The 26,930-nt window shown below is 70.1% G+C and carries 23 protein-coding genes, 1 tRNA gene and 1 pseudogene; 21 read left to right on the top strand and 4 right to left on the bottom strand.

Annotation, left to right across the window (positions count from 1 at the left end; translation table 11 throughout):
- Positions 1 to 11 precede the first annotated feature (11 nt).
- On the top strand, positions 12 to 1,328 hold the full coding sequence (locus QSK15_RS26400; RefSeq protein WP_285796807.1) for a DUF2252 domain-containing protein: 1,317 nt from the start codon (positions 12 to 14) through the stop codon (positions 1,326 to 1,328).
- A 16-nt stretch (positions 1,329 to 1,344) separates the two neighbouring features.
- On the opposite strand, the gene QSK15_RS26395 is transcribed toward QSK15_RS26400, so the two are convergent.
- Complete coding sequence (locus QSK15_RS26395) at positions 1,345 to 2,391, bottom strand: glucose 1-dehydrogenase (RefSeq protein WP_285796806.1); 1,047 nt, start codon at positions 2,389 to 2,391, stop codon at positions 1,345 to 1,347.
- A 105-nt stretch (positions 2,392 to 2,496) separates the two neighbouring features.
- On the opposite strand from QSK15_RS26395, the pseudogene QSK15_RS26390 reads away from it, so the two are divergent.
- Positions 2,497 to 3,093 (top strand): annotated as a pseudogene (locus QSK15_RS26390) (NADH-quinone oxidoreductase subunit C); the annotation flags it as partial.
- Between the two features lie 293 nt (positions 3,094 to 3,386).
- A complete protein-coding gene (locus QSK15_RS26385; protein WP_210861411.1) occupies positions 3,387 to 4,349 on the top strand; it encodes a complex I subunit 1/NuoH family protein in 963 nt (320 codons plus the stop codon).
- 572 nt (positions 4,350 to 4,921) lie between these two features.
- Here the strand turns inward: QSK15_RS26385 and QSK15_RS26380 are convergent.
- Positions 4,922 to 5,941, bottom strand: a complete 1,020-nt coding sequence (locus QSK15_RS26380) for a glutathione S-transferase family protein (RefSeq protein WP_285796805.1) — start codon at positions 5,939 to 5,941, stop codon at positions 4,922 to 4,924.
- Positions 5,942 to 6,022: 81 nt separating this feature from the next.
- On the opposite strand from QSK15_RS26380, the gene QSK15_RS26375 reads away from it, so the two are divergent.
- From QSK15_RS26375 to QSK15_RS26335, 9 genes are all read left to right on the top strand, one after another.
- Positions 6,023 to 6,451, top strand: coding sequence for an ester cyclase (locus tag QSK15_RS26375; RefSeq protein ID WP_285796804.1), 429 nt, complete (start codon positions 6,023 to 6,025; stop codon positions 6,449 to 6,451).
- A 92-nt stretch (positions 6,452 to 6,543) separates the two neighbouring features.
- On the top strand, positions 6,544 to 7,140 hold the full coding sequence (locus tag QSK15_RS26370) for a NuoI/complex I 23 kDa subunit family protein (RefSeq protein WP_285796803.1): 597 nt from the start codon (positions 6,544 to 6,546) through the stop codon (positions 7,138 to 7,140).
- A gap of 25 nt (positions 7,141 to 7,165) precedes the next feature.
- On the top strand, positions 7,166 to 7,726 hold the full coding sequence (locus QSK15_RS26365; protein ID WP_285796802.1) for an NADH-quinone oxidoreductase subunit J family protein: 561 nt from the start codon (positions 7,166 to 7,168) through the stop codon (positions 7,724 to 7,726).
- Positions 7,723 to 8,085 carry an NADH-quinone oxidoreductase subunit NuoK gene (nuoK, locus tag QSK15_RS26360; protein ID WP_285796801.1) on the top strand — a complete coding sequence of 121 codons (363 nt, stop codon included), beginning with the start codon at positions 7,723 to 7,725 and terminating at the stop codon, positions 8,083 to 8,085. The genes QSK15_RS26365 and nuoK overlap by 4 nt, the downstream gene beginning before the upstream one ends.
- Positions 8,082 to 10,013 (top strand): NADH-quinone oxidoreductase subunit 5 family protein, encoded by a 1,932-nt coding sequence (locus tag QSK15_RS26355; protein WP_285796800.1) that lies wholly within the window; start codon positions 8,082 to 8,084, stop codon positions 10,011 to 10,013. Before nuoK ends, QSK15_RS26355 begins: the two co-directional genes overlap by 4 nt.
- Positions 10,010 to 11,518 (top strand): complex I subunit 4 family protein, encoded by a 1,509-nt coding sequence (locus QSK15_RS26350; protein WP_285796799.1) that lies wholly within the window; start codon positions 10,010 to 10,012, stop codon positions 11,516 to 11,518. Before QSK15_RS26355 ends, QSK15_RS26350 begins: the two co-directional genes overlap by 4 nt.
- Positions 11,515 to 13,002 carry an NADH-quinone oxidoreductase subunit N gene (locus QSK15_RS26345; RefSeq protein ID WP_285796798.1) on the top strand — a complete coding sequence of 496 codons (1,488 nt, stop codon included), beginning with the start codon at positions 11,515 to 11,517 and terminating at the stop codon, positions 13,000 to 13,002. Before QSK15_RS26350 ends, QSK15_RS26345 begins: the two co-directional genes overlap by 4 nt.
- A 114-nt stretch (positions 13,003 to 13,116) precedes the next feature.
- On the top strand, positions 13,117 to 13,992 hold the full coding sequence (gene htpX / locus QSK15_RS26340) for a zinc metalloprotease HtpX (protein ID WP_285796797.1): 876 nt from the start codon (positions 13,117 to 13,119) through the stop codon (positions 13,990 to 13,992).
- Between the two features lie 137 nt (positions 13,993 to 14,129).
- Positions 14,130 to 15,389: an MFS transporter gene (locus QSK15_RS26335; protein ID WP_285796796.1), complete on the top strand. Its 1,260-nt coding sequence runs from the start codon at positions 14,130 to 14,132 to the stop codon at positions 15,387 to 15,389.
- Positions 15,390 to 15,933: 544 nt separating this feature from the next.
- On the opposite strand, the gene QSK15_RS26330 is transcribed toward QSK15_RS26335, so the two are convergent.
- Entirely contained in the window at positions 15,934 to 16,428 is a 495-nt protein-coding gene (locus QSK15_RS26330; RefSeq protein ID WP_030329827.1) for a YajQ family cyclic di-GMP-binding protein, read from the bottom strand.
- A 147-nt stretch (positions 16,429 to 16,575) separates the two neighbouring features.
- Here QSK15_RS26330 and QSK15_RS26325 point away from each other — a divergent pair.
- Together QSK15_RS26325 and QSK15_RS26320 are read left to right on the top strand one after the other, a co-directional pair.
- Positions 16,576 to 16,659: transfer RNA gene (locus QSK15_RS26325), tRNA-Tyr, on the top strand.
- Between the two features lie 482 nt (positions 16,660 to 17,141).
- Positions 17,142 to 18,446, top strand: a complete 1,305-nt coding sequence (locus QSK15_RS26320; RefSeq protein WP_285796795.1) for a tyrosine-type recombinase/integrase — start codon at positions 17,142 to 17,144, stop codon at positions 18,444 to 18,446.
- Between the two features lie 11 nt (positions 18,447 to 18,457).
- Here the strand turns inward: QSK15_RS26320 and QSK15_RS26315 are convergent, their stop codons facing one another.
- Positions 18,458 to 18,964 carry a hypothetical protein gene (locus QSK15_RS26315; RefSeq protein ID WP_285796794.1) on the bottom strand — a complete coding sequence of 169 codons (507 nt, stop codon included), beginning with the start codon at positions 18,962 to 18,964 and terminating at the stop codon, positions 18,458 to 18,460.
- Positions 18,965 to 18,970: 6 nt separating this feature from the next.
- Here QSK15_RS26315 and QSK15_RS26310 point away from each other — a divergent pair, with 6 nt between their 5' ends.
- From QSK15_RS26310 to QSK15_RS26280, 7 genes are all read left to right on the top strand, one after another.
- Positions 18,971 to 19,609: a DUF4265 domain-containing protein gene (locus QSK15_RS26310; RefSeq protein ID WP_285796793.1), complete on the top strand. Its 639-nt coding sequence runs from the start codon at positions 18,971 to 18,973 to the stop codon at positions 19,607 to 19,609.
- A 267-nt stretch (positions 19,610 to 19,876) separates the two neighbouring features.
- Entirely contained in the window at positions 19,877 to 20,377 is a 501-nt protein-coding gene (locus QSK15_RS26305; protein ID WP_285796792.1) for a hypothetical protein, read from the top strand.
- Positions 20,359 to 20,511 (top strand): site-specific integrase, encoded by a 153-nt coding sequence (locus QSK15_RS26300; protein WP_285796791.1) that lies wholly within the window; start codon positions 20,359 to 20,361, stop codon positions 20,509 to 20,511. Before QSK15_RS26305 ends, QSK15_RS26300 begins: the two co-directional genes overlap by 19 nt.
- Positions 20,512 to 20,660: 149 nt before the next feature.
- Complete coding sequence (locus QSK15_RS26295; RefSeq protein ID WP_285796790.1) at positions 20,661 to 22,085, top strand: pentapeptide repeat-containing protein; 1,425 nt, start codon at positions 20,661 to 20,663, stop codon at positions 22,083 to 22,085.
- Between the two features lie 399 nt (positions 22,086 to 22,484).
- On the top strand, positions 22,485 to 22,748 hold the full coding sequence (locus QSK15_RS26290; RefSeq protein ID WP_285796789.1) for a hypothetical protein: 264 nt from the start codon (positions 22,485 to 22,487) through the stop codon (positions 22,746 to 22,748).
- Positions 22,749 to 22,913: 165 nt separating this feature from the next.
- Positions 22,914 to 23,417, top strand: coding sequence for a hypothetical protein (locus tag QSK15_RS26285; protein ID WP_285796788.1), 504 nt, complete (start codon positions 22,914 to 22,916; stop codon positions 23,415 to 23,417).
- 940 nt (positions 23,418 to 24,357) lie between these two features.
- Complete coding sequence (locus tag QSK15_RS26280; protein ID WP_285796787.1) at positions 24,358 to 26,889, top strand: putative bifunctional diguanylate cyclase/phosphodiesterase; 2,532 nt, start codon at positions 24,358 to 24,360, stop codon at positions 26,887 to 26,889.
- The last annotated feature ends 41 nt before the right edge of the window (positions 26,890 to 26,930 follow it).

Genomic DNA, 26,930 nt, shown 5'->3' with positions numbered 1-26,930 from the left:
GCCTGCGCAGTATGAGCAGCTCAGCGGACCAGCGCTCCGCCCACATCGTCGACGTGCTCACCGAGGAGTTCGGCGCGTCGATGGCGATCGACCCGGCCGCCTTCCGCCGCAAGTTCCGCAAGATGGCGGCTTCACCGTTCGCCTTCTACCGGGGCAGCGCCGCGCTGTTCTACGCCGACCAGCTCGGCGACTTCGCCGACGACAGGTATCTCGACGAGTTGACCAGCCGGGTGTGGATCCACGGTGACCTGCACGCGGAGAACTTCGGCACCTACATGAACGCCTCCGGGCAGCTGGTGTTCAACGTCAACGACTTCGACGAGGCGTACGTCGGGCCGTTCACCTGGGACCTGCGCCGGCTCGCGGCCAGCGTGGCGCTGCTCGGCTACGGCAAGGCGCTCTCCGACACCGCGATCGGGGAGCTGGTGGCCGGTTTCGCCAGGTCGTACCTGACCGAGCTGCGGGCCATCGCCGCCGGCGGTGACGACGCGATCGGTTCGATCACGCTGGACAACGCCGACGGGGTGCTGCGCCGGGTGCTGCAGCGGGCCCGGCTCAACACCCGCGTCGACCTGCTCGCCGCCCAGACCACCATCGACAACTACGAGCGACGCTTCTCCATCGGCGACGGGGTCTTCGAGATCGACGCCGCCACCCGGGACCTGGTCAGCGCCGCCTTCCAGGACTACCTGGGCACCCTGCCGGCCGCCTCGACGCAGCTGCGCCCGGTGGCGGCGCGCATCAAGGACGTGGTGCTGCGCAAGGGGGTGGGCATCGGCTCGGCCGGGCTGCCGTCGTACAACCTGCTGCTGGAGGGACACACCCAGGCGCTGGAGAACGACGTCGTCATCTACATGAAGCAGGCGCAGGTCCCGGCCGTGGCGCGGTACGTCACCGACGACTCGGTCCGCGGCTACTTCCAGCACCAGGGACACCGGACCGCCGAGTCGCAGCGGGCGTTGCAGGCGCACGCCGATCCGTGGTTGGGCTTCACCGAGCTGAACGGGGCCGGTCAGCTCGTCGCCGAGGTCTCCCCGTACGCCGCCGACCTGGACTGGTCGGACGTGAACGAGCCGGAGGAGCTGACCGGGGTGCTCGTCGACCTGGGTCGGGCGGTGGCCCGGATGCACTCGGTGGCCGACGACGAATCCAGCCACGACCTGGTGGACTACTCCACCGAGGAGGCCATCGTCGCGGCGGTGGACGCCGACGAGGCGGGCTTCGTCGAGCACCTGGTGGACTTCGCGCACGCGTACGGGGTGCGTGCCCGACAGGACCACCAGCTCTTCGTCGACCTGTTCCGCAATGGTCGGCTGCCGGGGATCTGATCGGGTGCGGCGTCGCTCAGGACGCGAACTCCAGTACCACCTTGATGTCGTCCGGCCCGGGTGTGTACGCGTCGGCGTACCGGCTCACCGGCACCCGGCGGGTGAGGAGTGATTCGAGCCAGACCTGGTCGGCGCGGGCGAGTGCCTGTGCGGCCATGCTCCAGTGCCGCCGGTTGGCGTTCACCGAGCCGAACACCACGTTGTTCTCCAACACCAGGGACCGGTTGAGCGCCCCGGCGTCGAAGTCGATGCTCCGGCCGCCGCTGGAGACTCCGGCCAGACAGACGATCCCGTTCGGTGCCGCCTTGCACATGACGTCGAGGACCACTGTGGGCGCGCCGGTGCATTCGATCACCACGTCCGGCTCGAACGGCAGATCGTTGACCGGCACCGCGTGGTAGGTGGCGCCGAGCCCGGCGACCAGCTCGGGCTTCGGCCCTTCGGTGGCCCGGTCCAACACGTGCACGGTGAGCCCGCGCTGGGTGCCGAGCAAAGCGGCCAGCAACCCGATCGGGCCGGCTCCGGTGACCAGGACCGTCCGCGGCTGCCACTCGGCTCGATGCCCGATCCGCTCGATGTGGTCCCAGGCCTTCGCCACCACGCTGGTCGGCTCCAACAGCACGCCGACCTGGGCCAGCGTCGGGTCGAGCTTGACCGCGTACTGGTGCTCGATCCGCCAGCGGTCGCGGGCGAAGCCGGGCAGCGCCTTGATGCCGTGCTCGGTGTACTGACCGTTGCGGCACATGTCCCACTCGCCGACCGCGCAGTTCGGGCAGGGGACCGGGTCGGGGTGCCGGACGATCCCGGCCACCAGGTCGCCGGGTTGCAGGGTGCCGCTCACGTCCTCGATCACCCGGCCCAGCGACTCGTGCCCGATGATCAGGCGGTCCGTGCCCGGCGGCGCTTCGCCGTACTCCCCGGCGATGATCTCGTGGTCGGTGCCGCAGATCCCCACCGCCAGCGCTTCGACGAGGACGGCGCCCTCCTCGGCAGGCGGTTCCGGCTGATCCTCGACGAGGTTCAGCGAGTTGGCGACCCCGGGTCTCACCGTCACAGCGCGCACGCCCTCATCTTTCCCCGTCGGGACGCGCACCGCGCCCAAAGCCGCCAGATCGGCTGGCGTCGGCGGCGGGCAGGTGTGGGCCCGGCCGGCACTAGGATCAGCGGCATGACTCCCGAAGAGGTCGGCGCTCGACTGGTCGCGCTGCTCGCGCCGGTCGCGGTGACCCCGTCGGTCTCCGGCGGGCAACGGTTCGCCCGGGCCACCGTCGACGTACCTCCGGCGAGCTGGCTGGCCGCGGTGTCCGCCGCCCGTGACGACACCGAGTTGGCCTGCGACTTCTTCGACTGGCTCTCCGCCGTCGACGAGTTGGCCGACGGCTTCGACGTGGTGGCGCACCTCTGGTCGAGCCGACTGCGCCACGGCGTGCTGCTGCGTACCCGGGTGCCGCGCGACGCACCCACCGTCGACTCGGTGGTCGACGTCTACCCCGGTGCCGCCTGGCACGAGCGGGAGACGCACGAGATGTTCGGCATCGACTTCGCCGGCCATGGGGAGTTGCTGCCGTTGCTGTTGCCCCCGGAGTTCGAGGGCCACCCGCTGCGTAAGGAGTTCGTGCTCGCTTCCCGGGTGGCGAAACCGTGGCCGGGTGCGAAGGAACCGGGCGAGTCGGAGGCCGGCGGAGGGCGTCGACCGATCCGTCCGCCGGGCGTTCCCGCTCCGGGCGAGTGGGGGCCCACGCCCACCCCGGCTGGCGCCGGTGGCGTGGGGGAGGGCCCACGTGGTGGCACCCCGGCCAGACCGGCCGGTGAGCGTCCGGCCCGGCCCGCCCCGGGGGCCCGTCCGGCGCGTACTCCCCGGCCTGCCGGCACCGCCGACGCCCCGGCTCCCGCCGACCAGCCCACGCCCGACGCGGGCCCGGCCGTCGAGCCGGCGCCCGACGCGGGCCCGGCCGTCCGGCCGGTGTCTGGCGCGGGGCCGGCCGCGTCGGGTGGCGAGCCGGTCGCGGACCCGCCGGGTCGCGCCGGCCGCAGCGACCACGACGGGGGTACGCCCTGATGCCGCTCTGGGTGGAGTTGGTGCTCCGGATCGGCGGCGTGGTGGTCGCGTTCCTCACCCTGCCGTTGCTCGTCGGCCAGGCCGAGCACAAGGTGATGGCGCACATGCAGGGCCGGCTCGGCCCGATGTACGCGGGCGGCTTCCACGGTTGGGCGCAGCTCGTGGCCGACGGGGTCAAGTTCGTGCAGAAGGAGGACATCACGCCGCGCGAGGCGGACCGGGCGGTGTTCCGGCTGGCGCCGGCGGTGGCCCTGGTGCCTTACCTGCTGGTGCTGCTGGTCATTCCGCTCGGCCCGGACGACCTGGTCGGGCAACCGTTGGACATCGGCCTCTTCTTCGTGCTGGCGGTGGTCGGCGTCGGTGTGGTGGCGGTGCTGATGTCGGCGTGGGCGTCGGCCAACAAGTACAGCCTGCTCGGTGGGCTGCGCGGGGCGGCCCAGTTGCTCGGTTACGAGCTGCCGCTGGTGCTGGCCGCCGCGTCGGTGGCGATGGCTGCCGGCACGCTCAGCCTGTCGGGAATCGTCGAGGCGTGGCAGCCGTGGTGGCTGCTCTGGCAGGCACCCGCGATGATCATTTTCTTCGTCGCCGGGCTGGCCGAGATCCGTCGGCCGCCGTTCGACATGCCGGTGGCCGACTCGGAGCTGGTCTTCGGCTACATGACCGAGTACACCGGCCTGCGGTTCGCGTTCTTCCTGCTCGCCGAGTACGTCGGCATCGTGGTGATCGCCGCGCTGACCACTGTGCTGTTCCTGGGCGGTTGGCAGGGCCCGTTCGCCGATGATCAGCTCGGCTGGCTCTGGACGCTACTCAAGATCTTCGCGGTGTCCTTCGTGATCATCTGGCTCCGGGTGTCCTATCCCCGGCTGCGCGAAGACCAGCTGCAGCGCCTCTGCTGGCTGGTGCTGGTCCCCGCGTCCCTGGCTCAGCTGGTCCTCACGGCGGCCGTCCGCATCGCCCTCTGACCTAGCGCGGCAGTGCCTGGTCTCCGCGCGGCACTGCCCGGCCCTCGCGCGCCGGGTGATCGCGCTCGATCCTGGTTGCAGTGGTGTCGGTCGGCGCGGACAACCACTACATCAGTGATCGAGCGCGATCATCCTGCGCGAGTCGGACCGGATCGCTCGACGCGGCGCTATGAGGTGGTCCCGAGAGCCGCTTTCGAGCTGATGTCGTAGACGAATCGTTCGCTGCCGCTGCCGCTGCCGCTGCCGCTGCCGCTGCCGCTGCCGTTGCCGCTGCCGTTGCGGCCGAGATACCGCCCGATGTCACAAACGATTCAGCTCGAAAGCGCCCTTACCCCCAATCCCCGCCCAGGCCCAAGACTGGCGAGCCCGGCCGCCCTCACGTCCCACGCCTGACGACCCCACGCCCCACGCCCGACCCCCGGCGCCCGACCGCCGACGATCCGCGCAACTTCCCCGGTGTTGCTGCCTCCGGCAGGCGGGAGACACCAACATCCCTGATGTTGCGCGGATCTTGACGACGGGCCGGGCGACGAGCGACAAGCCGAGCGACGAGCCGGTGAGAGGTGGGCCGCTCAGCGCAGCGGGGTGTGCGCGGGGTCGACCGGCTCGGCGGGGGGTGGTGGCGGGGTGCCGTCGCCGAAGGGGCGGCCACCGAGCGTTTCCCGGCCGTGCGGGGTGAGCCAGTTGGACAGGTCGGGGCCGAGCGGAACGATTCCGGTCGGGTTGATGTCGCGGTGCACCTCGTAGTAGTGCCGCTTGATGTGGTCGAAGTCGATGGTGTCGCCGAAACCGGGGGTCTGGAACAGGTCCCGGGCGTACGCCCACAGCACCGGCATCTCGCTCAGCTTCTGCCGGTTGCACTTGAAGTGGCCGTGGTAGACGGGGTCGAAGCGGACCAGCGTGGTGAACAGCCGCACGTCGGCTTCGGTGATGGTGTCGCCGACCAGGTAACGCTGGTCGGTCAACCGCTCGGTGAGCCAGTCCAGCCGGTCGAAGAGCTGGTGGTACGCCTTGTCGTACGCCTCCTGGCTGCCCGCGAACCCACACCGGTAGACGCCGTTGTTGACGTCCCGGAACACCACCGCGTTGACCTCGTCGATCTGTTCCCGCAGGTGCTCGGGGTAGAGCTGCGGGGCGCCCTCACGGTGGTACGCCCCCCACTGCGTGGACAGGTCCAGGCTCATCTGCGCGTAGTCGTTGGTCACCACCTGCCCGGTCGGCACGTCCACGATCGCCGGCACGGTGATGCCGCGCTCGTAGCCGGGGAAGCGCTTGAAGTACGCCTCCTGGATGCGCTCGATGCCGAGCACCGGGTCCCGCCCGTCCGGGTCGAGGTCGAAGGTCCAGCTCCGGGCGTCGTGCGTCGGGCCGGCGACCGCCATCGAGATGGCGTCCTCCAGACCGAGCAACCGCCGCACGATGATCAGCCGGTTGGCCCACGGGCAGGCCCGGCTGACCGCCAGCCGGTACCGGCCCGGCTCGACCGGGTATCCGTCGCGCCCGTCCTCGGTGATCCGGGTGGCGATGTACCGCTGGTCGCGGGTGAATTCGCCGCCCGGCTCGACGTACTTGCCGCCTTGTTCCTCGCCCACGTCGCCCTCCCGGTCTGGTCTGTGTCTCTACCCAATCCTCGCGGATCTACGGCGCATCGTGGTCCCGGATACCCTGCCGGCATGACGGACGTGGAGGCGGCGGCCCGGCGGTTCATCGCCGATGTGTGGAACGCCCGCCGAGAGGAGTCGGCGTACGAGCTGGTCGCCGAGGACTGCCCAGGGCTGGGCGGCACCGGGCCGGAGGCGACGCTGGCCTGGCACCGCGAGCGCCGGGCGGCCTTCCCGGACCTGCGCTACAAGATCGTCGACGTGGTCGCGGCCGGTGAGCGGGTGGCCGTGCACTGGCGGGCCGCCGGCACCCACGTCGGCCAGTTCGGGCCGGTGCCGCCGACCGGGCAGGTGGTCAGCTACTCAGGGGCGACGTTCCTGCGCTTCGACGCGGCGGGCCGGATCGTCGAGGTGTGGAGCTGCAACGAGTTGTTCCAACTGTTGCAACAACTAGGTGTCGAGATGCTCCCGCCGACCGTCGTCAACGGACCCGGGGCGTGAGCGCGCCGATCGGCGGGTGACAGTCAGCCCCGCGATCGTGGACCTGTGGGTGGTGGTCGCGCGCACCGGGGCCACAGGGCAGGATGGTCGACATGAGCGACCCCAGCGAGCGTGGTGACACCAGCGAACGCGGCCTTCCCGGCGCGGGCCTGGTGAAGGGGCTGGCGGTCACCCTCAAGACGATGACCAGCCGTTCGACCACCCAGCAGTACCCGGACGTCGCCCCCGACCTGCCGCCGCGCTCGCGCGGGGTGATCGCGTTGTCCGAGGAGAACTGCACGGTCTGCATGCTCTGCGCCCGCGAGTGTCCGGACTGGTGCATCTACATCGACTCGCACAAGGAGGAGGTGGCGGTGCCCGGCGCCGCCCGCCCCCGCCAGCGCAACGTGCTCGACAAGTTCGACATCGACTTCTCGCTCTGCATGTACTGCGGCATCTGCATCGAGGTCTGCCCGTTCGACGCGCTCTACTGGTCGCCGGAGTTCGAGTACGCCGAGTACGACATCAAGGACCTGCTGCACGACAAGGACCACCTCGGTCAGTGGATGGCCACCGTTCCGCCGCCGCCCGCGCACGACCCGAACGGCGAGCCGGCCAAGGAGGAGACCTCCGCCGCCCGAAAGGCCGCCGCCGCACGTCCCGCTCCGCCAGCGGTACGCCCCGACGCCGACCAGGACCCGGCGTCGTGACCGCCCGAGCCGGAGGGGCGGCCCGGTGACCGGCGCGGATGTGCTGCTGCTCGCCCTCGGCGCGGTGGCGGTCGGCGCCGGCGTGCTGGTGGTGACCACGAAACATCTCGTCCGGGCGGGGCTCTACCTGGTGGTGTGCCTGGGCGCGTTGGCCGGTGACTTCCTGGTGCTCAGCGCCGAGCTGGTGGCCTGGGTGCAGGTGCTGATCTATGTGGGCGCGGTGGTGGTCCTGCTGCTGTTCGCGGTGATGCTGACCCGGGCTCCGATCGGCGCCTCCGACGACCTGGACCGGCCCGGCTGGCCGGCCGCGCTGATCGGTGGTGGCGCCGGGCTGGGGCTGACCGTCCTGCTGGTCGACGCGTACCGCTGGAGCACCGTCACGCTGCCGCCCGCCGGCACCGCCGAGCGGCTGGGGGAGCAGATCTTCCAGTCCTGGGTGTTGCCGTTCGAGGTGCTCTCGGTGCTGCTGCTCTCCGCTCTGGTGGGCGCGATCGTGTTGTCCCGGCCGGACATCGGCCGCCCCGGCCCACCCGGCGACGGCCGGGCGGCCGACCTGGTCGACAGCGAGCCCGGGGGGCGCCGGTGAGGCCGGTCATCCCGTACGTCACCGCCGCGCTGCTGTTCGGCCTCGGCGTGTACGGCGTGCTGCGTCGCCGCAACGCGGTGCTGGTGCTGATGTCCGTCGAGTTGATGCTCAACGCGGTCAACCTGATCCTGGTCACCGCGGACACCACCGCCCGCGCCGTGCTCCCGCACTCGGGGCAGGTCTTCGCCCTGTTCGTCATCGTCCTCGCCGCCGCGGAGATCGGGGTGGGGTTGGCGATCGTCCTTCAGCTCTACCGGCTGCGCGCGTCCGTCGCCGTGGACGACGTGCCGTTGACCGAGCCGTCGCCGCCGGTCGGTGGGCGTGAGCCGGCCGTCCTTGATGCGGAGGCGGGCCGGTGAGCGGGCTGCTCGGGGCACTGCTGCCCGCCGTACCGCTGGTCGCCGGGCTGCTCGGCCTGTTGCTGCCGGCGGCCTCCCGGCGCGACAGCGCTACCGGCGGCGACCGGGCCCGAACGGCAGCCGTGACGCTCGGCGTTGCCGGTGCGGCAAGCGCGCTGGCGGTGGCCGTCGCGCTGCTGCTCACCGTCGACGGGCCGACGGAGACGTCGGCCACCTGGGTCGACATCGGCGGGCTGGTGGTGACGCTCGGCGTACGGCTGGACGGCGCCGCCGCGCTGGTCGCGGTCGCGGTCACCGCTGTCGCCCTGGCCGTGCAGGTCTACTCGATCGGCTACCTGCGGCGCGGCCCGCACGACGATGTCGACGTCGATCACCGCTACCCGCCGTACGCCGCCCAGATCAGCCTCTTCACCGGTGCCATGTTGCTGGTGGTGGTCGCCGGTGACCTGATCATGTTGTTGGTCGGCTGGGAGGTGATGGGCCTCTGCTCGTACCTGCTCATCGCCCACGACCGCCGGCTGGCCGGCGCGCCCGCCGCGGCCATGAAGGCGTTCCTGGTGACCCGGGTGGGTGACGTCGGGTTCCTGCTCGGCATCGCGCTGCTGGGCGTGTCGACGGGCAGCTTCCGGATCGCCGACGTGCTCGCCCACGACCACTCTGGCGCCACGTTGACCGCCGCCGGCCTGCTGCTGCTCGCCGGTGTGGCCGGCAAGAGCGCGCAGTTCCCGCTGCACACCTGGCTGCCGGACGCGATGGCCGGTCCGACCCCGATCTCCGCGCTGATCCACGCCGCGACGATGGTCGCCGCCGGGGTGTACGCGGTGGCCCGGCTCTACCCGCTGTTCACGGCAGCGCCGGTGACGCTGACAGTGCTGGGGGTGCTCGGCGCGATCACGCTGCTGCTCGGTGCGCTCGCCGCCACCGCCCAGGACGACATCAAACGCGTGCTGGCCTGGTCGACCGTGTCGCAGTTGGGCTACATGACCGGGGCGCTGGCGGTCGGCTCGCCATCGGCCGCGCTGTTCCACCTGCTCACCCATGCCGCCTTCAAGGCGCTGCTGTTCCTCGCCGCCGGCGTGGTGATCCACGCCGTCGGCACCACCCTGATGTCGGAGATGGGCGGGCTGCGGCGCAGCATGCCGGTGACGTTCTGGTGCACTGTGGTGGGCCTGGGTGCGTTGGCCGGGGTGCCGCCGTTGGCCGGTTTCTGGAGCAAGGACGGCGTACTGACGGTCGCCGAGTCGGCGGCGTTGGAGGGCACCGGCCCGGCGCCGTCCTGGGTGGGCTGGCTCGTCTGGGTCGCCGGGCTGGTCGGCGTGGCCGTCACCGCCTGGTACGCCGGTCGGCTGCTGCTGCGCGCCTTCTTCGGCGCTGCGCGCCTGCCCCTGGTTCGGCCGCACGACCCGCCGGCGGTGCTGCGCTGGCCGGTGGTGCTGCTGGCCGTGCCGGCCGCGCTGCTCGGCCTGGCCGGGTTCGTCGGGGCGTTCGCCGACCGCCTGCGGTTCCCCACCGTCCCGGTGGCGGGTTCCGAGGACGGCCTGGTCCACCTGGGATCGGGGGTGCTGCTGCCGCTCGCGTTCCTGCTGCTCGGCGCCGGGCTGGTGACGCTGGGCTGGCGTCGTGACCGGGCGGCCGACCCGGCCGCCGCGCTGGGTCCGCTGCGGTCGGTCTTCGCCAGCGCGTTCCGGCTCGACGATGTCCAACACACCCTTGTCGTACGCCCCGTCCGCGCGCTGGCCCGTGTCGTGCGCACGGGCGACGAGGTGCTGGTGGACGGTGCTGTCGAGGGCAGCGGCCGAGCCGCGTCCGGTCTGGGTGCGGGGCTGGCGGCGCTGCACCGCGCGGCGCTGCCCCGAGCCGCCGCCGGTGTGCTGGCCGGCGCGCTGCTGATCGGCCTGGCCGCCGCCGTGATCGGGGTAGTCGAATGACGTTTGGGCAGGTTTTGCTGGTGGCCGTCCTGGCGGTGCCGGCGGTGGGCGCGGTCGCGGTGGCGGCGACGCCCCGGGACCGGGCGGCCCGCCTGGTCGGCACGGTCGCGGCGGCGCTGACCCTGCTGGCCGCGGTACCGCTGGTGTTCGGCCGTCGGGACTGGCTGGTCTGGTCGGGCGACGAGCCGGCGGTGCGTCCGTGGCACCAACTGGACCTGCCGTGGGTGCCCGGTCTGGAGTTGCGCTTCCACCTCGGCGTCGACGGCATCTCCTGGCCGCTGGTGGTGCTGACGGCGCTGCTCACGCTGCTCTGCTGCGCGTACACGGTGTGGCGGGTGCCCGGCGGCGGCAGCGGCCGGGCGTTGGTCGCGTTGCTGCTGGTGGTCGAGGTGGGCATCCTGGGTACCTTCCTCGCCCTGGACCTGGTGCTGTTCTTCCTCTTCTTCGAGGTCGTCCTGCTGCCGATGTACGCGATCATCGCCGGCTGGGGTGGCGCGGACCGGCGTCGGGCGGCCCGGAAGTTCGCGCTCTACACGCTGTTCGGGTCGGTGCTGCTGCTGGTCGGCGTGTATGTCGTGGTCGCCGCCGCCGGCACCGCCGACCTGGTGACGCTGACCGGTGGGGTGGGGCTGTCCAGGGGCACCCAGCTGGCCGCGTTCACACTGTTGGCGTTGGCGTTCGCGGTGAAGAGCCCGCTGTGGCCACTGCACTCCTGGCTGCCCGACGCGCACACCCAGGCACCCACCGTGGGCAGTGTCGTGTTGGCCGGTGTGCTGCTCAAGATGGGCACGTACGGTCTGATCCGGGTCGCTGTCGGGGTGGCGCCGGAGGGTGCCCGTTGGGCGGCACCGGTGCTCGGCGTGCTGGCCGTCGCCGCGATCCTGATCGGTTCGCTGGTCTGCCTGGCCCAGTCGGACGTGAAGCGGCTCATCGCGTACTCGAGCGTGGGGCACATGGGTTTCGTGCTGCTCGGCGTCGCCACGCTGACCGCCACCGGCATCCAGGCGGCGCTGATCGGCAACGTCGCGCACGGCGTGATCACCGGCCTGCTGTTCTTCCTGGCCGGGGCGGTGAAGGACCGTACCGGCACGGGTGCGCTCACTGAGCTGTCCGGGCTGCGGGAGACCGCGCCCCGGTTGGCGGGTCTGCTCGCGTTCGCGGCGATCGCGTCGCTGGGCCTGCCCGGGCTGGCCGGCTTCTGGGGTGAGGCGTTCGCGGTGGTCGCCGCGCTGAAGGTGGGCGGCCCGCTCTGGACCACCCTCGGGGTGCTGGCGGCGGTCGGTGGGGCGCTCACCGCCGCGTACTTCCTGCGGTTGCTGCGCCAGGTCACCCACAACCGACCGAGCCCCGCCGTCGGGCAGGTGGGCTCCGGCCTGGCCGGCGCGGAGTTGACCGCCTGGGTGCCGCTGGTGCTGCTCGCGTTGGCCATCGGGCTGGCGCCGACACTGGTCCTCGGCGTCGCCGAGGCGCCCGTCGACGCCCTCATCGGGGTGGTCAAACCATGAACGTCGTGCAGAGCGTGGACAGCGTCGCGCTGCTGCCGGCCTACCTGGCTGCCGGCACGGCCGTGCTCGTCCTCATCACCGACCTGCTCGTGGCGCGGCCACGGGCCACCATCGCGGTGGCCGCGCTCGGCGCGCTCGGCACCGCCGTCGCCTCCGCGCTGGTCGGGGCGGGTGCCGAGCGGCGCACGTTCTGCGTGGGCGCCGACTGCTCGTGGATCTTCGGCGGTCGCGCGGCACTGGTCGGCGTGGTGGTCGCACTGCTGACGCTGGGTGTGCTCGGGCTGTCGGTGCCCGCGCTGCGGGCTGGGCGCTCACCGGTCGGGGAGTACGCCTTCCTGCTGGCCTGCTCGATGACCGGCGGCGTGGTGCTCGGCGCGGCCGGTGACCTGATCACGCTGATCGTCGCCCTGGAGACGTTGACCCTGCCGCTGTACGTGCTGGTCGGCCTGCGTCGGGGGAGCCTCGCCAGCGCCGAGGCGGCGTTGACCTTCTTCGTGGTCAGCGTGGTGGCGACGACGCTGACCCTGCTCGGCGCGGCGCTGCTGTACGCGGTGACCGGCGGGCTGCACCTTGACCGGCTCGGCGGGTTGCTCGCCGAGCAGCCTGAGCTGCGGGATCTGCCGTTGACCACCGCCGCGGTGGCGGTGCTGCTGGTCGGGTTGGCGTTCAAGGTGGCGGCGGTGCCGTTCCACGCCTGGGCGCCGGCCACCTACGACGGTGCGCCGCTGCCGGTGGCCGCGTACCTGTCCACGGCGTCGAAGCTGGGTGGCCTGGTCGCCCTGCTCGCCGTGGTGCAGCGGGCGCTGCCCGCCGATCAGACCGGTCCGGTGTTGGCTCTGCTCGCGGTGCTCACCATGACCGTCGGCAACCTGGTCGCCCTGCGGCAGCGGCGGACCGTCCGGCTGCTCGCCTGGTCGTCAGTCGCGCAGGCCGGCTACATCCTCGCCCCGTTGGGAGCGTTGGCCCTGGCCGCCGGCCGCACCGACGAGGCCCGGTCCGCCGCGTACGCGGCCGCCGTGGCGTACGCCGTCTTCTTCGTGGTGTTGGAGCTTGCCGCCTTCGCCGGGCTGACAGCCCTGCGGCCGGCGGGCGCGGACGGCGGCACGGTGGACGACCTGCGCGGCGCGGCCCGCCGGCATCCGTGGCGGGCTGCGGCGTTCGGTCTCGCGCTGATGGGTCTGGCCGGTCTGCCGCCGGGTCTGGCTGGCCTGTTCGCGAAGGTGACAGTGGTCCGGGCGCTGCTGGACGGTGGCGCGGCGTGGCTGGCGCTGGTGGTGGCGCTGAACGCCGTGATCGGCCTCGCCTACTACCTGCGGGTGACCGCCGCGCTGTGGGCGCCGACGCCCCTCGCCACCCCGAACGTCGGGGGCGCCGCGGCCGTACCCGTGGTGGGTGTGGTGGCGGTGGTGCTGGCGGTGGCGACGGTCGCCGCCGTGGTGCTCGGCGTCGCCCCGCAACTGGTGCTTGACCTGGCCGGTCGCTGACTCCATCCCGCGCCGGTCTCAGTCAACTCTCAGCGTTGAGACGGATGGTTGGTGGGTACCGGGTTGTTACACCGGTCAGCGGATCCCGGCGATCCGTGCACCGAAGGAGACATCGTGCACCACAACCGTCTGAAGACCGCAGCGCTGCTTGGCCTGCTCAGCGCCCTGATCCTGGCGGTGGGCTACTGGTTCGGCGGCAGCGGCGGCCTGGTCATCGCCGTCGTCGTGTCTCTGGTCATGAACGGCGTCACCTACTTCTACTCCGACAAGCTCGCGCTGCGCTCGATGGGGGCGCAACCGGTCAGCGAGGCGCAGTTCCCCGAGCTGTACCGGATGGTCCGGGAGTTGGCCGCCGACGCCCGGCAGCCGATGCCGCGCCTCTACGTCAGCCCGACCGCGCAGCCCAACGCGTTCGCCACCGGTCGTAACCCGCAGCACGCGGCCGTCTGCGTGACCCAGGGCATCACCGAGATCCTCGACTACCGCGAACTGCGTGGTGTGATCGGGCACGAGCTGTCCCACGTCTACAACCGGGACATCCTGATCTCCAGCGTGGCGGCCGGCCTGGCCAGCATCATCACCCTGCTGGCGAACCTCGCCTTCTTCATCCCGCTGGGCGGCGGGGACGACGAGGACCGCCCGAACCCGGCTGTGTTGCTGCTCACTCTGATCCTGGGCCCGATCGCCGCCACGGTGATCCAGTTGGCGATCAGCCGGAGCCGCGAGTTCCAGGCGGACGCCTCGGGCGCCGAGTTGAGCCGCGACCCGCTGGCCCTGGCCAGCGCGCTGCGCAAGATCGACGCGGTGGCCCGACGCCGGCCGTTGCCGGCCCAGGGCCAGCTCACCAGCACCGCCCACCTCATGATCGCCAACCCGTTCCGGGGTGGCGGCATGGCCGCGCTCTTCTCCACGCACCCGAAGATGGAGGACCGTGTGGCCCGGCTGGAGCAGATGGCCCGCAACTCGGGGCCGGTCCAGTTCCAGCGCTGACCCGCTGATCGACCGCCTCCGCCCGTACCCGGTCGCGCCGGGTACGGGCGGACTGCGGTATTTCCGTTGTCTACCCGCCCGGCGGTGGCGTTAGGGTCATAACGGCTCACGCTCATTACACCCTCGGGAGGTTCACGGTGACCGCGCTGCGTCAGTACCTGGGTGTCTGGCGGATCCCCGGGGCGCCCATGCTGCTGGTCACCGGCATCATCGGGCGGCTCGGAATCGGCATGACCCCCCTGGCGCTGCTCCTGGTGGTCGAACAGGTGACCGGACGCTACTCGCTGGCCGCCATCGCGGGCGGCATCTACGCCCTCGCCGGTGCCGCGCTCAGCCCGATCGCCGGACGGATCGCCGACCGGGTCGGTCCCAGCCCCGTCCTGCTGCTCACCGCCGTCGCCCACCCGCTGGCGCTCATCGGGTTGCTGCTGGCCAGCCGCTCCGGCGACGACGCTCTCCCCGTCATCTACCTCGCCGCAGGCGTGGCCGGCGCCACCTACCCGCCACTCACCGCCGCCATCCGAGGCGCCTGGAACGACCTGACCGGCCCCAACTCCGGCCGTTCCCACCTCCGCAACACGGCACTGGCCGCCGAGACCACCCTCTTCGAGATCGTCTTCGTCCTCGGCCCACTGCTCGTCGCCGGCTTCGTCCTCGTCGCCGACGCGTCGGCCGCGCTGATCGGTGCGGCAGTGGTCACCCTGGTCGGCACGACCGCCGTGGCCCTCGGCCGGGTCATGCGCGGCTGGCGCCCGCACCCGCGCGAACACCACGCCCGCGGGCTGGGCCCGCTGCGGGTTCCCGGCTTCCCGGCCCTGCTGATCTGCGTGGCCGGCCTGGGCATCGCGTTCGGTGCCGCCGGGGTGATCGTGCCGGCGTTCGCGAGCGACCACACCACCGGCGACCCGGAGAGCCTCGCCGGCTTGCTCCTCGCGGTCTGGGGGATCGGCAGCGCCCTCGGTGGGTTCTGGTTCGGCCTCCGCAGGCCAGCACCGAACATGACCCGGCAGTTCGCCCTCCTGCTCGCCGCGCTGGCCGCCACCTTCGCCGTGTTCGCGGTGATGCCCACCCCACTGGCGTTGGGTGTCGCCCTGGTCGCTGGCGGGGCCACCATCGCGCCCGCGCTGACCCTGGAGAACACCCTGGTCGGCCGGATTGCCCCGACCGGCATGCTGAACGAGGCGTACACCTGGGTGGTCACCGTCGCGGTCGCGTCCAGCGCGGCCGGCGGCTCGGTAGCCGGCGTGATCGTGGACCACGCCGGCGGCGTCCGCTGGGCGTTCCTGTTCGCCGGGGCGGCGGTCGCCGTCGGTGCCGTGGTCGCCGCACTGCCCGCCGGGCCCATCGCCCGCGCGGAAACCACAGCGGTACGCACCGAACAGCCCGTCCCCGCCTGACCGGCGGTCTTCCGTGCGGGCTTGTCTTCCGTACGGTTTGGTCCGCTCGCCGGCGGTGCGGGCTTGGTCCGCTGGCCGGCGGTGCGGGCTTGGTCCGCTGGCCGGCGGTGCGGGCTTGGTCCGCTCGCCGGCGGTGCGGGCGGCTTGATCCACTCGGGTTCCTGGAAATCGGGCTGTCCCCGCGGGGCGGATACGCCGATTTCAAGGAACCCGAGGAGGCTGCGGTCGACGGGTACGGTCAACAGCCGGCCCGGGCATGCCGGGTAAGGCCCGGGTACCTCCCGGGCGTGACCTTCTCGATCGCCGCATGGTGACGGCGTACCGGCCAGCTGGGGGTGGGGGCCCTGACAGCCAGACCTGCGGTCGGCAGTCCGGAGAAATGCCGACCCGCGACGACCCCATGGGCGAAGCCGCCCGGCAGGTGCTCGCGGCAAACCCCCCCGCGTAGGCGTCGGATGCATGCCGGTTGGTGACGGTCCAGGTTTCGGCCCCACCTCAGCCAGCCCCGCTGGTCGGCGTCAGCTTGAGAGCGGCGGTCGTCGCCTTACCTGTAGTTGTTGAACTGAAGGGCGACGCCGAAATCCTCGCCCTTCAGCAGCGAGATGACGGCCTGCAGGTCGTCGCGCTTCTTGCCGGTCACACGCAACTGGTCGCCCTGGATCTGCGCCTGCACGCCCTTGGGACCCTCGTCGCGGATCTTCTTGCTGATGGCCTTGGCCTTGTCCGCTTCGATGCCCTGGATCACCTTGCAGTCGATCTTGAAGATCTTGCCCGACGGGCGCGGCTCCCCAGCATCCAGCGACTTCAGCGAGATGTTCCGCTTGACGAGCTTCTCCTTGAACACGTCCAGCGCGGCACGGACACGCTCCTCGGTCTCCGCCTGAAGACCGATCGCCTCCTCGCCCGACCAGGAGATCTCAGCGCCGGTGCCGCGGAAGTCGAACCGCGTCGCAAGCTCCTTCTCCGCCTGCCGAAGGGCGTTGTCGACCTCCTGACGGTCAACCTTGCTCACGATGTCGAACGACGGGTTCGCTGCCATGTTTCTGCTCCTGCTGTCCGGCGGTCTGGGCCTGCCGTCGGCCGCCGACCAGCGGCACGACCCCCTGACGGTACCCGGTTGCGTCGGTGCCGGGGGGAGCCGCTATTCTTGCTTCCGCCGCCGCGTTGCGACGCGGTGGGGTGCCCTGGCGGGTTGCCCGAGCGGCCAATGGGAGCGGACTGTAAATCCGTCGCGAAAGCTTCAGAGGTTCGAATCCTCTACCCGCCACCAGGTGCAGACACGGCCCTTGACCAGCAGAGATGCTGATCAGGGGCCGATGTCGTTGATCTAGCCGAGTCCGGCTGAGTCCAGTCGTTGACGACTGGTTGTGGGCAGATGGTGGGCAGGTCGATCTTGCCTCTCACAGCTCCTCTGAGACTGCGAACGTACGTGCTCCGGGGGAGTTGGCGGCCCGGCGCGAGCCGACCTGGAGTAACCGGCTGAGGCTGCTGCCGGGCCTACCTGGCTGCGGAGGCAGCCCGGGGGCAAGCCAGTCCCGGGGTTGGACTGGCGCGGCAGTCGGAAGCCCTGGCCCTCGATCAGGTCGACCTGCCGGCTTCCGTGTCGCCTGCGTGGTCGTGCTGGCCCTGGATCAGTGAGGTTCGGGGCAGCGGTCCGGCGGTAGTCGGTGGCTCTCCGCCCCGGCGCCGGAGGCGGCCGGGGCGGCTTGCCGCCGGCCGGCTTACCGCCCGCGCCGCGCGGAGCGCGGCGCCTTGTTCCGTGCCGAGCTGGTTCAGGCAGCCAACGCGGGGGAGCCCTTCGACCCGGCCACCGGGCGCCCGGTCTCCGAGGCCAGAACCAAGAACCCCACCACCTGGTACGCCCATAGCCGCGCGTACGTCGAGATGAAGTGGCCCCGGGCGGCGGCCAAGACCCGGCGCTCGATCGTCGAAGCGCTGACCTCGATCACGGTGACGCTGACCCGCCCGGCCAAGCGCGGCCGACCGACTGACGCGCTGCTCCGTGAGGCTCTGTACCTCTACGGACTCAACCCGCGCCGCTGGTCCGACGAGATCCCGCCCGAACACGCAGGGGCGCTCGCCTGGCTGGAAACCGCGTCCCTCCCGGTCGTCGAGCTGGACTCGCCCGCCATGGTCCGCCGCGTCCTCGACAGCCTCTGCGTACGCCTCGACGGCAAGCCCGCGGCTGCCTCCACCGTCCAGCGGAAGCGGGCCACCTTCTACAACGTGCTCGGGTACGCCGTCGAGCTGGAGCTGATCGCCTCCAACCCGGTCGACCGGGTCCAGTGGACCGCGCCCGAGGTCGCACAGTCCATCGACCGGCGGGTGGTGGCGAACCCGGCCCAGGTTGCCACGCTGCTAAAAGCGGTGAAGTCTCTCGGCAAACGCGCCGACAAGGTCACCGCGTTTTTCGGCTGCCTCTACTACGCGGGGATGCGTCCCTCGGGAGCCGCGGACCTACGGCGGGAGGATTGCGACCTTGCCGGCCGGTGCGCCGCCTGCGGGGCCGACTTCGACGACCTGGCGGTGGTCGAGCCTTCCCGGACCTGCGAGCACGAGAAGATCGAACATCGCTGGGGCCGCCTGGTGCTCGCCGGCACGTCGCCGCGTGCCGGGTCGCACTGGACTGATGATGGCGGCTCCCACGAGCGGCGCGGACTCAAGCACCGGGGGAGGGCGGAGACTCGGACGGTCCCGATCCCGCCCCGGCTCGTCGAGCTGCTGTGCGCGCACGTCCAGAATCACGGAGTCGGTCCGGACGGTCGATTCTTCCGGGGCCTGCACGGTGGGCCGCTGTCCGAGTCGGTCTATGACCGGTGGTGGAAGCTCGCCCGCGAGAAGGCACTGACCGAATCGCAGGTTGCCTCGCCGCTCGTCCGCCGGCCCTACGACCTACGGCACGCGGCGGCCTCGCTCTGGCTGAACGCTGGCGTCCCGCCGACCGAGGTCGCCCGGCGCCTGGGCCACGGCGTCGCCGTCCTGCTCCGCGTCTACGCCAACTGCATCGACGGCGGAGACGACACCATGAACGACAAGATCGGCGAGGCTCTGGCGTGACCCTGCCAGAGTCAGCCGGTGGAGTCGGTGCCTTGGGTGGCTACGTCTGTGGCGGTCAAGCGGCGGGCCTCGGCAAAAACGCGAGCGTGGATCTCCGCTTCGGTTTCCTCGCCGTACTCCAGCGTGTCGTACACATCGTCGAGCATGACCAACTCCTCGGCGAGGGGTGTGCCGTCATGTCCGATGACCGAATGGGTCCAGCGAGCCAGCTCGCGCGGGGAGAGGGCGCCGACGAGAAGCTTGGTAGCCATGATGCGTACGGCGGCGTCCTCAACATCTTCGCTGCCTCTGGGGTAGAAGGTCAGGCCAATCTCGTCGAGGGTGGGTTCAAGCCACTGGAGCAGATCCTGATCGGTAGCGGTGGGCGAGACCCCGGCCAGGATGCACAACGAGGGGCTGTCAACGCCTGCCACGAGGCAGTCACAGGCAGCCTCGATTACCTCGGCTGCCGTGCCCTGCCCGATGCTCCAAATGGTGGCGGCGTCCTGGAGGCGGGTCAGAGCATCCTCGTTGTGCATCGGTACATGGTCCGTTATCAGCGTGGCGCTGTCTCCGAGATATCGGCGCGCCGGCCGGATGTGTTCGGCGTTTCGCCGGCTGAGATCGTCCGGCTGTGGTGTGCGGTGCGAGCACTCGCCCTGACCGGGAATGATGCCGGCATGTCTTCACCCGCACCGGAGCGCGACTCACCTGCTGGAGATCACTTCATCAAGATCTGGTTCAAGTTCGTGCCGCGGGAAGGGTGGCTTCCTTACGACACCGAGGGCCTGTGGGGTGTCGCTGCGGGCCCGGACACGGCTCGCATTTGCAACGTTCCGTTCCTTCAAGACGGCGTTGCTGAAGGCGACCTGGTGCGCTTCACCCTGAGTCCGGACGGACTTTGCTGGGCAACCGGGCGGGTCGAGGCGTCGGGCAACTGCACGGTAAGGGTCCTGCCCAACCCCCGTGGACCGCTCGGGCCAAGTGCTCAAGCTGTCTACGACCGCCTGGCGCCCTTCGGCCTTGGCGGCGAGACGTTCAGCAAGGAACTCCCACTTGTCGCCTTCACCTTGCCGGCAGGTGCAGACCTCCCGACCATCAAGGCCACCCTGCAACAAGGCGAGGCAGAGGGCTGGTGGAGCTTCGAGGTCGGTTGCGCGACCGACGAATGGAGGGCGGCCTGAAACATCAGGCGTCTCCTGGCACCGTGCCGTGGGCGTGGGCACATGGTGGGCGGCTGGTCGGCCGGCGTCGGCGAGGCGGCGAGAAACAGCAGTTCAGTGGCACTGACTCAGCCAAGATTACCGACGCCCTGTAAATCCGTCGCGAAAGCTTCAGAGGTTCGAATCCTCTACCCGCCACCAGGTGCAGACACGGCCCCTGACCAGCAGAGATGCTGATCAGGGGCCGTTGTCGTTGATCTAGCCGAGTCCGGCTGAGTCCAGTCGTTGATGACTGGTTGTGGGCAGGTGCTGGGCCGGTCGATCTACTCCTGCCGGTCGACGTCGGACCTGTTCCGTACCAAGGCCCTGGCGCACTCGTTCCGCGCCGAGCTGGTCCAGGCGGCCAACGCGGGGGAGCCGTTCGACCCGGCCACGGGCCGCCCGGTCTCGGAGGCCAGAACCAAGAACCCCACCACCTGGTACGCGCACAGCCGCGCGTACGTCGAGATGAAGTGGCCTCGGGCGGCGGCCAAGACCCGGCGCTCGATCGTCGAGGCGCTGACCTCGATAACGGTGACCCTGACCCGCCCGGCCAAGCGGGGCCGACCAACTGACACCCTGCTCCGTGACGCGCTGTACCTCTACGGTCCCAACCCACGCCGCTGGTCCGAGGAGATCCCACCCGACCATGCGGCGCCCGCGAGAAGGCGCTGGCCGAAGCTCAGGTTGCCTCGCCGCTCGTCCGCCGGCCCTACGACCTGCGGCACGCGGTGGCCTCGCTCTGGCTGAATGCCGGCGTCCCGCCAACCGAGGTCGCCCGGCGCCTGGGCCACGGCGTCGCCGTCCTGCTCCGCGTCTACGCCAACTGCATCGACGGCGGCGACGACACGATGAACGACAAGATCGGCGACGCTCTCGGCTGACGTTGCCGCTGGCCTGGGCAGTGTCCCTGCTGAGCGTTGAGGTGGACGAGGTGCGCTAGAAGGAGAGGGTGGAGTTGCCCGCACCGCACGACTCAACCCGCTCCGAGGTCCGCGTCACGGTTGGTTCAATTCCAGCCAGTGATAGTCCCGTGCCAGAGCTGCGCCTCTGGGGTATCCGTCGGTCAATCGCCCTGGCTGTCGCAGCTGCGTTGCTGTTAGTCGGGGGCCTAATAGCTGCGGCGCTCGGCTTCGCTGGTTGGCCTGGCCTTGAGCAGGGTGCAACCGTCACAGCGGCCACGCTGTTCGACCTCTTGAAGCTTGTCTTCGCCGTTGTGGCGGGCATCGGTGGTGTCGCAGCCCTGGTGGTCGCCTACCGTCGGCAGCGGGTCGCGGAGCACACCAACAGGCTCGCGGAATTCGCTCACCAACTGGCGCACACTGCTGATCTGCGTGCCGAAGTCACCAAGGCTCTCGCTGTGGCCGCCGACGATCGGGCAAAGATCGAGACTGACCGCAACGGTGTCCGCCTGTTCAACGAACGCTTCGCCAAGGCGTCCGAGCAACTCGGGTCGGAGAAGGCGGCGGTACGTCTGGCCGGCGTTTACGCCATGGCCGGTCTTGCTGATGACTGGGGTGAAGGGCGGCAGACCTGCATCGAAGTCCTCTGCGCCTACATCCGTATGCCCTACACGCCGCCGCCGGAGATTCCGAGCGAAGCGCCGACGCAGGGCAATGACCCGGTGCCGATGGTGGACGCACAGACGGCCCGGACCGCTAGTGAGGAGCGGGAGGTACGTCATACCGTCATCCGGCTTATCGGCAGGCATCTGCGTCTAGCCGAGGAGGAGCCGACATCATGGCGCGGTCTCGACTTTGACTTCACTGGCGCAGTCTTTGACGGTGGCGACTTCTCGGATGCGACGTTCAGTGGCGGGCTGGTGTCCTTTGATAGGGCGACGTTCAGTGGCGGGCTGGTGTCCTTCGATAGGGCGACGTTCAGTGGCGGGCTGGTGTCCCTCGATAGGGCGACGTTCAGTGGCGGGGAGGTGTCCTTCGATAGCGCGACGTTCAGCGGTGGGCGGGTGGACTTCACCGTGGCGAGGTTCAGCGGCGGGAAGGTGCTCTTCGGCGGGGCGGCGTTCAGGGGCGGGCGGGTGAACTTCGGCGTGGCGGCGTTCAGTGGTGGTGAGGTGTCCTTCGGCGGGACGGCGTTCAGTGGTGGTGAGGTGCTCTTCGGCGGGACGTTGTTCGATGGTGGGCGGGTGGAGTTCGGTGGGGCGACGTTCAGCAGTGGGCGGGTGTTCTTCGGCATGGCGGCGTTCAGTGGTGGTGAGGTGTCCTTCGGCGGGGCGGCATTCAGTGGTGGGAAGGTGTCCTTCGACCTGGCGTTGTTCGATGGTGGGCGGGTGGACTTCAGTGGGGCGACGTTCAGCGGCGGGCGGGTGTCCTTCGCCGGGGCGACGTTCAATGGTGGGGAGGTGTGGCTTGACAAGGCGTCCATCGACGTGCCGCCTGAATTCGGCGATTGGCCTGGTGGGGCTCCTCCCGACGGGCTGTCTCTGCCGAAGGCGTGAGCGGGGGCACATGGTGGGCGACCGACAGGCTTGCGCTACCGGCTGAGGAAGAAGAAGCAGCTCAGGGGCGCTAACCCGACCAAGCGCGCTGACGCCCGGGAAATCCGTCGCGGCGGTTGGCGGCGGTCTTGGCTGTATCGATGGCTGTAGAGTTGATCTATGACAGCCGTCGAGAAAGCGAATGCAGGACGCTTTCGCGATGCGAGGTCCTGGCTGACCGGCTTGTCTGCTGGCGAGATCCTCGTCCGTTGCCCACGCTGTGCCGGACGGGCATCGGTCCGTCCTGACCCTGAATCGGCCGACAGTTCCGATTTCTGGCTTCGTCGTCGGCTCAGTTGTCTGGGCTGCGCGTATACGGATTTCTGGGAGGCTCCTCGCCTAGCAAACAACGCGCGCGCATTGCCTGAGTTCTCGGGCCCGAACGACCCGTACTTCGGTCTACCCCTCTGGATTTCGATCGAGTGCCGTGGGCGAGTGCTCTGGGCGTACAACGCCGAGCACCTGGACCTGCTGGAGGCGTACGTGTCCGCTAGGTTGCGGGAACGCGGCCAGTACATGGGAAGCCAGACCCTGGTTGAGCGCTTGCCCGCGTGGATCAAGGATGGCAAGCACCGCGCCGAGGTGCTGGACGCAATAGGACAGCTGCGGGCGCTACTTGCCTGACCGCCGGCAACCGGCCGAAGTTGCAACAGCGATGGCGCGGGCGGTGGTAGAGCGGTCTTCCGGATCGGGCAGTCGTAGACGTCCGGGGAGGCTGGTTGCCCGTCCGTTCGGCGCTATTGATCTTGCTTCCCACCGTGCGCCGGTCGGCCGGCCTACTGTGTCGTCGTGCCGGGATCCGACGATGCCACTGACACACACGTCAAAGTTCGTTCGCGACGCCGTCGTATCTGGCTGCTGTCGGTTGTCGCCGTTGCCGCCTGCTGTTTCGGCGTACTCAAGGTGAGAGACGCCCCTGCGACCGAGGCGCAAGGCTATGTGTCTCAGATCAGCGTGCGCGGTTACGAGCGGGTGCACGACTACACCGATCCTGGTACAGCACCCGCCGAGCAGCGCGCCGCGGTCGCGATCTTCGTCGGCCCTCCGGACGACGACGCCGTCGCCCGCGTGTCCGGACCAGGGCTCGTTGTCGGCGCCCCAGCAACGGATCCGGCCTTCCCTGACTTCGAAATGATCGGCTACGGCCGTTGGCACGGCTGTTTCGTGCACGTCGACCGCTGGAAGGCGAGTCATCCACCCATGTCGTACCAACTGACGACCGAGCAGCTGACCGCGTTCCGGGCGGGACAGCTGTCCGTGCTCTCCATCGCTGTTGGATGTGGCGGTGGGTGATCGCGCGCTCCGGGCGGCCTCGCGAGTCCTTACCGCTTCCATGCCGCCTTGCCGTGGGTGTCTTGTTGTTTTGCTTCGAGGGCAACGGGCCTGCGGTCGAAGTCGTCTGACCGCCTGACCCTCCCGGTCAGGGACTTCACGACCGGGGGCGAGCCTGAGTGGGTTGCCGCCGAGGTGGGGGCGTCGCGGTGGTCGGTGCTGGTGCGCTTGGCGGTGGGCCGGCGCTCACATCGAAGGCGACTTCGCCACACCGGTGCCGATTGCATCTGTAATCATCGATGAAAATTCCACGCCTAGCTGCGCATATCCTGCCCGTGGTCAGTGTTTGTTCTGCTGACCACCAAACTGAAATGAACCCGACGAGGTACTGGCGGGATGGCGGAGAGCCGGTATGGTGGTCGATGGCCGGATCGGAGGCGCACGTTCGTCGCGGACTGTGGAGCGTTGCTGACGGTGACCGTCGTACCGGATGTGGCAGTGCCTACAGCTGGACCCGAATTGCGGTGAAGGTCGCATTCAGCGTTGGGTGAAACGGTTAAGCGACCTGCAGGCTCGTGATCTGGCCCGGTGCGTTGGGGGCGGTAGGCCGAACGGCGGGAAGTAACAGACGGTGGGGCCAGTCGGGCGACCACCACTTCTCTGGCTGCCCGCGCTGTGGCACGATCGTGGAACCTCCATCAACGCTGTACATCTCCCGACAGGAGCGATCATGTCTGGTCGAAGGCTAGGCCGACTCGGTGGGTCTCTCCTCCTTGTTCTTGCTGCCGCTGCCATCGTCGCCTTCCCCGCTGGCCTCTATGACAGCAGTGCTCGCGGAGCTCAGGCCATCGATCTCATCTGGACCGTCGCTCCGGAAGGCACTATCGTCGGCAGCGGTCGCTGACCCGTTCAGCTCACCCCAAGCCAAGGGCGGTAAACCGCAGGCGCCGTAGGGAGCGGTATGGCTCCGCGTGATCGATCGCGACGTCGTTCGGCGGATCGTGCATGGTTCATCACCGCGCCACTGGTGTTCTTCGCCGCGATCTGTTCCATCGTCACGGGGCTGGTGTCGTCCCAGCCCTTCGGTGACTGGCTCCTCGCGCTCCTGTTGCTGGTCGCCATGGCCGCCGTGGGCATGCCGGTCCTCAACTTTGTGGTCCGGCGGCAGTCGTTCGGGATGACCCTGACCGAGATTCCGCTGGTACTAGCGCTGTTCCTGCTGCCACCGCTGACCGTCGTCGCGATCTACACGGTGGCGTCCATGCTCACGCAGACGCGGCACCGGTTCGCGCCTGTCAAGTTCTGGTTCAACGTGGCAAAGGCTGCCGCCGGGACCTCTCTCGCCGTCCTCCTCCTTCAGGCGCTACCGCCCTCGAAGGAGGTGGACGACCCCGGCACCTGGCTGAGTCTCTTCGCGGCCGTGACCGCGGTGATCCTGGTCAGCCTTCTCGGCATCGTCGGCGTGCACACCCTTTTACAGGGTTGGCAGGCGGGACGGGACTCTCTCCGTACCGCACGTCCCGCTCTGCTCACCGCGGCGATCAACGTCTCGCTCGGTCTGATCATCCTGATCGCCGTCACCACCACCTGGTGGTCGTTGGTGCTGCTGGCCGCTCTCGGTGCGGCGCTGGTCCTGGTCTACCGCTCCTACGCGGAGTTCTTCCGGCAACACCGGACGCTCGCCGCGATGTACGACCTCACCCGCGCTATCGGGGAGCGCGGCCAGGACGGCACCCTCGTCGATGCGCTCCTGGGTCGGGTCCGGGCCCTGATGCAGGCCGAGTACGCCACGCTGTGGCTGCCCGCCCAGGGCCGCCATCCTGAGGTGCTGCTCACCGCCCGGGTCGACGACTCGGGTCTGTTGGACGTCGTACCCACGCCGGCGTCCCTTCGCCAGCGCGCGTCGGACGAGGGGCGGACCATCGCGGTGGGGCGCGCTTTCGACGAGAAGGCGAACGAGCGTCAGGCGCTGAGCCACGGCAAGATCAAGGACGTCATCGTGGTGCCGCTTCGGTCCGGCCAGGCGGTCATCGGCACCCTGGAGGTCGCCAACCGGCTCAGCGACGTCGGTCATTTCACCCGTGGCGACATCCCCATCTTCGAGACGGTCGCCGCGCACGCGGCAGTGGCCCTGGAAAACTCGCGACTGGTCGACCGGCTGCGGCACGACGCGCACCACGACACGTTGACCCGGCTGCCCAACCGGCGACGGATCACCGGAGCGCTGGACGAATCGGTCAAGATCCGCGCACCGGGCGAGGTGGTGGCGCTGCTGCTCTTCGACGTCGGCGGGCTGCGCCAGGTCAACGAGTCCCTGGGTCACGCCGCCGGCGACAAGGTCCTCACCGAGGTCGCCAACCGGTTGCGGGCCAGCGCACCGTCGTCGGCTCTGGTGGGCCGAGCCGGCGGGGACGAGTTCCTGGTGACGCTGCGGTTGGAGAGCGCCGAGGCCGCGCTCGAGTTGGCCGCCCAGCTGCGCGACCAGATCCGCGACGAAATGGTCTTCGACGCGCTCACTCTCGACGTGAACACCGCCGTCGGGGTGGCCGTACACCCGGATCACGGCAGCGACGCGGCGACCCTGCTGCTTCGGGTCGACCTCGCGGCCACCGCGGCCAAGTCGGTGCCGGGCAGCGTGCAGCTGTTCAACCCCGCGCTGGAGTCCCGCTCACTGCGCCGGCTGGGCCTGGCCGGCGATCTGCGCCGAGCACTGGACCAGGACGAGCTGGAGGTCTACTTCCAGCCCAAGGTGACACTGCGGGACCGGCGCCTGGTCGGTGTCGAGTGTCTGGCCCGCTGGGAGCACCCCGCGCACGGCACCGTCGCACCGGAGGACTTCGTGGCGGTGGCCGAGCACACCGGCCAGTTGAGCCGGCTCACCGAGGTGGTGCTGCGCGAGGGCCTGCGCCGCAGTCGGGACTGGGCCCTGGCCGACCAGCCGCTGCCCATCGCGGTCAACCTCTCGGCTCGTACGCTCATCGACCAGCACTTCCCGGACCGGGTCCAGGAGTTGTTGACCGAGTACAAGGTGCCGGCACAGCGCCTCACCCTGGAGATCACCGAGTCTGGGGTGCTGGACGGCACGGACCGGCCCATCCCCACCCTGAAACGGCTGCGGGATCTCGGCGTACGGCTGTCGGTGGACGACTTCGGCACCGGCGACTCGTCCCTGGCGCATCTGCGGCGGCTGCCGGTGCACGAGGTGAAGGTGGACCGCTCCTTCGTGCAGGGCATGGCGACCGATCCGGGGGACCTGGCGATCGTCAACGCGGTGGTGACTCTCTCCCAGCAGTTCGGCCTTGCGGTGGTGGCCGAGGGGGTGGAGAGCGAGCTGACCCTGGAGCTTCTCCAGGACATCGGTTGTGAGATCGGGCAGGGTTTCCTGTTCAGCAGGCCGCTGCCGTACGAGCGGTTGGCTGCCTGGTTCGGTGCCCAGGTCGAGCCGGAGACGATCTCCAACGGGGAGCTGCCGCGCCTTCGAGTCGTACCCTGAGCAGTGCGCGGACGATCACGGGGGATCCGATTTCACCTGTC

The organism is Micromonospora sp. NBRC 107095 (assembly GCF_030269705.1).
In the GTDB taxonomy this organism is placed as follows: Bacteria; Actinomycetota; Actinomycetes; order Mycobacteriales; family Micromonosporaceae; genus Micromonospora; species Micromonospora parva.
This window is presented reverse-complemented; position numbering and strand designations above follow the sequence as displayed.